General features: G+C 44.3%; 3 protein-coding genes. 2 read left to right on the top strand and 1 reads right to left on the bottom strand.

Annotated elements, in window-relative coordinates; genetic code table 11:
* Positions 1 to 31: 31 nt before the first annotated feature.
* Positions 32 to 3,154 (bottom strand): DNA mismatch repair protein MutS, encoded by a 3,123-nt coding sequence (gene mutS / locus I3249_RS08860; RefSeq protein WP_238069592.1) that lies wholly within the window; start codon positions 3,152 to 3,154, stop codon positions 32 to 34.
* Between the two features lie 454 nt (positions 3,155 to 3,608).
* Between mutS and secA the strand changes: the two genes are divergently transcribed.
* Positions 3,609 to 6,410 (top strand): preprotein translocase subunit SecA, encoded by a 2,802-nt coding sequence (gene secA / locus I3249_RS08865; RefSeq protein ID WP_238069594.1) that lies wholly within the window; start codon positions 3,609 to 3,611, stop codon positions 6,408 to 6,410.
* Positions 6,411 to 6,651: 241 nt separating this feature from the next.
* Complete coding sequence (locus I3249_RS08870; RefSeq protein WP_238069596.1) at positions 6,652 to 7,185, top strand: hypothetical protein; 534 nt, start codon at positions 6,652 to 6,654, stop codon at positions 7,183 to 7,185.
* Positions 7,186 to 7,383 lie beyond the last annotated feature (198 nt).

The following is a 7,383-nucleotide window of genomic DNA, read 5'->3' on the forward strand; positions in this document are numbered from 1 at the left end:
TAGCGCCTTTACTACGCTTTGACAATTCCCTTTAATGACTAATGATTTTCTTCAGATGATAAAGTAAATCATGCGCTTGCTTGGGCGTTAGACTATCAGGATCAATCATGCTTAGCTCATCTTGCAAGCTAAATAGCTGATTTTGTTTTGAATTGTCCATTATGTCTGTCGCTTGAGCAGTACGAGTTATTTCTTGATCTAGAGTAGCATCATTATAACTTTCTTGCCGTTTATCCTTTACTGACTTAGCTAATTCATTTTTATCATCAATAGTTTTTGCTTTATCTACAGTTAAATGGTCTAACTGTAAGTTGTCTGCTAAATAGCGCTTAGCATCTTCTAGTACTTGGGTGGGAATACCAGCCATTTTTGCGACATGCAACCCAAAGCTAGAACTCGCTGCACCATCTTTTATCTGATGCAATAGCAATAGTTGACCGTCGACTTCACTGGCTGCTACATGAACGTTACGGATATCAGCATGATGATTGCCAATATCATTCGTTAATTGGGTTAGCTCAAAATAGTGAGTGGCAAATAACGTCAGGCAGCCAATCTCGACTAGGCGATTGACACAGGCATGGGCAATGGCCAAACCGTCAGTAGTTGCAGTACCACGACCGACTTCGTCCATTAATACCAGTGATTTATTCGTTGCTTGATTTAAGATATTGGCCGTCTCAATCATTTCCACCATAAAGGTAGATTTGCCACCAGCCAAGTCATCAGCTGAACCAATACGAGTAAAAATGCGATCGATATCACCGATGTGAGCACTAGTTGCTGGCACAAAGCTGCCGCAATGCGCGAGCAGTACAATCAGCGCGGTCTGGCGCATATAGGTAGATTTACCACCCATATTAGGGCCGGTAATCAGAAGTAATCTTTCAGGATGCCCTTCATAAGCATTGGCACTACCTAGTGCACAGTCATTGGCGACAAAATGGTTTGTACTTGATGAATTACCGTTCCTGCTGTTGGCGTTTGTTTGATTCAATGCTGCTTCGACCACAACGTGACGACCTTGACGAATATCGATATTGGTTTGACTTTTTGCCACTGATTCGCTTTGGTCTTTTGTATGTAGACCCATGACTGGGCGCTGCCAGTGATAAGTGATCGCAAGTTGCGCCCAATTACTAAGCACATCTATTTGTGCAATCGCCGCGCTTAGCTGTTGTAGTTCCGCTAAATGGCTGCTTAATAGTGTCAACAGTTGGTGATACAGCTGTTTTTCACGAGTTAACGCTAATGTCTGTGCGCTTAGATACTCGGTCTCGACTGTCTTTAGCTCATCGGTGATAAAGCGCTCGCTGCTCTTTAGCGTTTGCCGACGGATAAAGTGCGCCGGTGCATTTTTTGCCTGCATTTTAGGCAATTCAAAATAAAAACCGCTGACTTTATTAAAGCCCACTTTTAGGCTGGGCAATTGGCTTTCTTGACGCGCTCGCTCTACTATCTCATCCAAGGTCACTTGGATATTGTCATGCAAATGAGTCAAGCGATCAAACTCAGCATCAAAACCTGCGGCTAGCATGCCACCATCACGAATATGGGCGGGCGGTTCTGCGATAATGGCACGCTCGATTAGCTCAGCGACAGCTTGTACCGCAGGTAGTTGGTCGGGCAATTGCTGCATCAGTATTGGCAACAGTCCTGCCTGCTCATAGCTAATACCTGCAGCCGTTAGTAGGCTGGTGAGCTGGGCACTACTGGCAATACCGTCAGCGAGCTTACGCAGGTCACGCGGTTTAGCGCTCATCAGACCGATTCGGCTGCTGATTCGCTCAATATCGCCGATGGCATTCAGGGTCTCGCGTAAGTTGCTGACTAATGAATTATTTTCTAAATTTTGCTTAAGCTGTTTGTTTTCATCCGATTGACTGTCTGTCTGTAAAAGGTTGGCTATCGCCTCTAAGCGCAAATTGATACGTGCATGCTGACGTAGTGGACGCTTCATTTGCTGCACCAATAAACGACGTCCCATTGGTGTTTGACAGTGATTGAGCACAGATATCAAAGAAGTGCCGTTACTGCTGACGGGTGTAAATAGCTCAAGGTTTTGCTGGCTATTGGCATCGATAATTAGGTAGTCATCACTATACTCGACGATGAGTTGGTTGACTTGTGGCACGTGGCGTTGCTGAGTTTGACGCGCATAGTGGATAAGCGCAGCACAACTGGTTTGCGCAAGTGGAGCCTCAGCAATACCCAACCCGTCGAGACGCTGCACTTCGAACTGTTGACAAAGCGTATCGCTGGCATGCTCACGGTGAAAGTCATTGGCAGCGACTTCGATGATAGGGCAGTCCAGATGTTGTCGTAACCACAGTAGCCACTCTGTATCATTGCTTCCAATGCTGCCGCCAACGCCATCAATAAGCGCTTCACTAACGATGCATTCACTAGGCGCAAAACGTGCCAACACAGTAAGCATTTGAGTTTGCAAGCCATCTATATCATTTTTATCTGCTATCAGTGTCTGGGTAGTCAGTGTACCTGCGGCCAAATCCATCTGGCTAACGGCTGCTTGTAACGTCTGGCTATTGTCTTGCGTTTTCATAGTCGCAATATCGATGGCAACCACAGTCGGCGTATGATTAGGGGCAATCAATGCGTCATCAGTAATAGTGCCTGCGGTAAGCGTTTTAACCACTTCGCGGCGCATGATGCTACCAGTAGCAGATTTGCTTTTGTCTTTCTTTTGCTTGTCGCCCATCGCAGGGACATTAGACTTATTATCAGCGTTGCCAGTTGTCGATTCGTCAATTTGTTCGCATACAACGACAGTTTGCCCAGCCGCGATCAAGCGTGCCATATAGCTATCGGCTGCATGAAACGGTACGCCCGCCATGGCTATCGTGTTGCCTGCTTTATCCGTACCACGGCGCGTCAATGTGATATCTAATATTTGCGCCGCTCGCTTAGCATCATCAAAGAACAGCTCATAGAAGTCACCCATCCGGTACAAGAGCAATGCTTGTGGATAGTTGGCTTTCATGGTTAGATATTGCACCATCATCGGCGTATGGTCTGCTAGGTTATAGACGGTATCGCCTATACTTAAGCAGTCAGAGGTCTCTTGTTTTGATAAGGTTTTTTCTGATGAATTAGGATTTGACGATTGATTTTGTCCAGATGGCTTTACGGTCATGCAGAGTCTCTTATAGTGCTTTAATAGGTTGTAATGAGTATTTTGTGATAAGGGTGCTAAAGGGTCATTTGTCTTATGTATGAGTTTGATAGATAGCTTTGGCTTTATCAATAAACCAGTTACTTATAGATAAATGGCTTAACGACAAACTTTGAGCCAAGACGCAGTGGTAGCAAGCGTATAAAAATCAAAATGTGAAAAATAATAAAGTCGCTGAAAAAGCTAAGAAATTTAAGAAGGTATTTGCTATTTTAACACGTCCTACTAGGTTTTTACTGCGGCAAATATCTACTCGCTGCCCTTGTATCCATCAGCGTCATAACCATATATAATGACGGCACACTTAATTGGGCGATACTAAATTAGGTAGTACTTAGTCGGGTGATGACAAGGCAGAGAGCTAAGCTTTGGCTAATGCGCACTAATTATCGAATATTCCATAGGTCAAAAAATTATGTTATCAAAGATTATAGGCAGTGTGGTTGGCACCAAAAATGACCGCGAATTAAAACGCATGCGCAAAGTGGTCAGCAAGATCAACGCACGAGAGGCTGAAATACAAGCCCTGTCTGATGAGCAACTACAACAAAAAACTGAAGAATTTAAAGCCAGACACCAAAATGGCGAAAGCTTAGATGCGTTATTGCCAGAAGCATTTGCTGTCTGCCGCGAAGCATCATTACGTGTCAATGGCATGCGTCACTATGATGTGCAGCTGATCGGTGGTATCACCTTGCACGAAGGCAAAATCGCTGAGATGAAAACTGGTGAAGGTAAAACCCTAATGGGAACCTTGGCCATGTACTTAAATGCGATCAGCGGCAAAGGGGTTCATCTGGTCACGGTCAACGACTATTTGGCTGCGCGTGATGCTGAGCTGAACCGTCCGTTGTTTGGGTTTTTGGGTATGACTGTTGGTGTGATTTACTCACAGCAGCCGCCACAAGAAAAAATCGAAGCTTATCAAGCCGACATTACCTATGGTACCAATAACGAATACGGCTTCGATTATTTGCGCGATAACATGGTCTTTAGCCTTGCTGAGAAAAAACAGCGCCCGTTAAACTTTTGTATTATCGATGAAATTGACTCAATCTTAATTGATGAGGCTCGTACGCCGCTGATTATTTCGGGTCAAGCTGAAGATTCATCACGCATGTACGCGTTGATTAATACGATTATTCCTGTGCTGATTCGTTCAAAAGACGAAGAAGCGAACAAGAATAACGAAGAAGAAGACTTTTGGATTGATGAAAAAAATCGCCAGATTGAGATCAGTGAAAAAGGCTATGAGAAAATCGAGCGCTTCTTAATCGAAGTCGGTGAGCTGGGTGAGAACGAAAGCTTGTATAGCCCAAGTCGTTTGCCACTTTTGGCTCACGTTCAAGCGGCCATTCGTGCGCATCACGTATTTGTCAAAAACGTTCACTATATCGTGGATGAAGGCGAAGTGGTCATCGTTGATGAAAATACAGGCCGTACCATGCCTGGTCGTCGCTGGTCAGAAGGCTTGCATCAAGCAGTAGAAGCGAAAGAAAACGTTGAGATCCAAGCAGAAAACCAAACGCTTGCCACCACGACATTCCAGAACTACTTCCGTCTATATGACAAATTGTCTGGTATGACGGGTACCGCTGATACCGAAGCGGCTGAGTTCAAATCTACTTACGATCTAGATGTCATCGTGATTCCAACGCATGAGCCGATTGCTCGTATCGATATGGATGACCAGATTTTCTTAACCAAGTTAGGCAAATACAAAGGCATCATTCGCGAAATTAAAGAAATTCAAGCCAAAGGCGCGCCAGTACTGGTTGGTACAGCGACGATTGAGGCCAGTGAAGAATTGTCTTACTTGCTTGACCAAGAAGGCGTCAAACATAACGTTCTAAACGCCAAGCAGCATGAGCGTGAAGCAGAAATTATTGCACAGGCAGGCAGTCCAAAGTCAGTCACGATCGCGACTAACATGGCAGGCCGTGGTACGGATATTATCCTTGGTGGTAACTGGCAGTCGTTTATCGAAGATATTGATGCGGTGAGTCCAGAAGAGATGCAGCGTCTAAAATCTCAATGGGAAGTTAAACATGACCAGGTTGTAGCAGCTGGTGGTTTACATATCATTGGCTCTGAGCGCCATGAGTCACGTCGTATCGATAACCAGCTACGTGGTCGTGCTGGTCGTCAGGGTGATCCTGGTATGTCGCGCTTTTTCTTATCGCTTGAAGATGATCTGATGCGTATCTTCGCAGGCGATCGCGTGGTCAATATGATGCGTGCGATGGGCCTCAAAGAAGATGAAGCCATCGAACATAAAATGGTCTCTAAATCGATCGAAAACGCGCAAGGCAAAGTTGAGAGTCGCGATTTTGATGCCCGTAAAAACCTATTGAAGTATGATGATGTTGCCAATGAGCAGCGTAAAGTTATCTATGGTCAGCGTGATGACTTATTAGCAGAGATGGACTTATTAGAAGCCATCGAAGTGATGCATCATGAAGTATATAACGCGATGATCAATCAGTTTATTCCGCCTGGCTCTATCGATGATCAGTGGAATATTGACGGCTTAGAAGATGAGTTAGAAGACGAGTTCAAAATTTCAATGCCGATTAATGATTGGTTAGATGAAGATCGTCGTCTGGATGAAGAAGGGCTGCGTGAGAAAATCGTTCAAACGGCGATAGATCGTTATCACAGTCGCCGTGAGCAGATGGGTGAAAAAGACGCCGCTCAGCTTGAGCGTCATTTCATGCTACAGAGTCTAGATAAGCATTGGAAAGAGCACTTAACGCAGATGGATCAGCTACGTAAAGGGATTCATTTACGTGGTTATGCACAGAAAAACCCTGAGCAGGAATACAAGCGTGAGTCGTTTGAACTATTCCAGATGATGCTTGGTGCGATTAAGTCTGAGACCGTACAAGATTTGTCACGTGTACATATCCCAACCAAGGAAGAACTGGAAGCATTAGAGATTCAGCAACGTGAGAACGCTGCCCATATGCAAATGCAGTTTGAGCATGACGATGTAGATAACTTGGATAGCAATGCGAGTGGTTCAGCTGCTCAGCCGCAACCACAAAGCCGCACTCTAAACAGTGGAGCTGCCGCAGCTGGTGTTGGTGCTGCTATAGCAGGTAACAGTAGTAATGCTAATGAACCAAACCCATATGCAGGTATGAATATCAGTCGTAATGCAGCGTGTCCTTGTGGCTCAGGTCTTAAATACAAGCAGTGTCATGGTAAAATCTAGTCGTTAGTCATGATAAGTTAATAGCTATGTATTGAACTGCTATTAAAGACAGCCTTTATCTGAAAAAGCCCTTATCTTAAGTAGATAGGGGCTTTTTTATATCTGTTAGATAAATTATGCAAACTTAAAACTTGCTAGACTAAGACCAACAAACACTTTGTATTGATTACTTACAAATTCAGCATAGGCGTGAATTTATGGACACGCTATAGTGTTTAACATATTTATTTGGGAGAGTGTCATGAGTGTAGAATTCTTAAAAAAAGTACGCAGCTCAGTAGTTTTAACAAGTTTGTTGGCTGGCGCCTTGACGGTCAGTGCTTGTCAGCAACAGGCAGAGCCAGAGTCGGGCATGGAAGACGGTGCTAATACAGAAGAGTCTGTTCCAATGTCAGCGGAGCCTGCTGAACCTAGTGATGTCGTCGTCGATACCGAAGACGCTTCACTTAACGAAGTAGAAGGTGATACCACCGCTTCAGTAAACAGCGGCGTGATGCAGATGTCATATCTATGTACCCCTGAACTAAAAGTTGAGGCGACTTATAAAGAAGATGCCAATCAAGTTGTTGTCGCAACCGACATGGGTACAGTAACGTTAAACCAGACCAATGAAGGTAGTAATCCTGAAGTGTTTGAAGTGGCGACCGCAATTGATGGTGGTCAAGGGTTCACACAATGGCGCGTAGGGCACGAAGCTCGTAAAACTGGCGTCATGCGTACTGCTGGTGCAGATGAGTCAAATGTTAATACATTCGAGTGTAATGAAGCTTCGTAATTTGTCTTCAATATTTAGTAAGTGATAGGCATTAAAAAAGCAACGCTAAGATAGCGTTGCTTTTTTATGTTGTGAAATAATCTTTATCAATCATACAATTTCGTAGTGGCTAAACTATCAGCGAGACCATCCCAGATTCTGTGTAACTGCCATTTAGATTAAATGCTTACTAATACGGTCATCAAACATAATCATAAA

It is taken from the genome of Psychrobacter sp. Ps1, assembly GCF_022129425.1.
Taxonomy (GTDB): domain Bacteria; phylum Pseudomonadota; class Gammaproteobacteria; order Pseudomonadales; family Moraxellaceae; genus Psychrobacter.

Coding starts and splice junctions, on each gene's coding strand:
- I3249_RS08870 (WP_238069596.1), top strand. CDS start 6,652: ATGAGTGTAGAATTCTTAAAAAAAGTACGCAGCTCAGTAGTTTTAACA.
- secA (WP_238069594.1), top strand. CDS start 3,609: ATGTTATCAAAGATTATAGGCAGTGTGGTTGGCACCAAAAATGACCGC.
- mutS (WP_238069592.1), bottom strand. CDS start 3,154: ATGACCGTAAAGCCATCTGGACAAAATCAATCGTCAAATCCTAATTCA.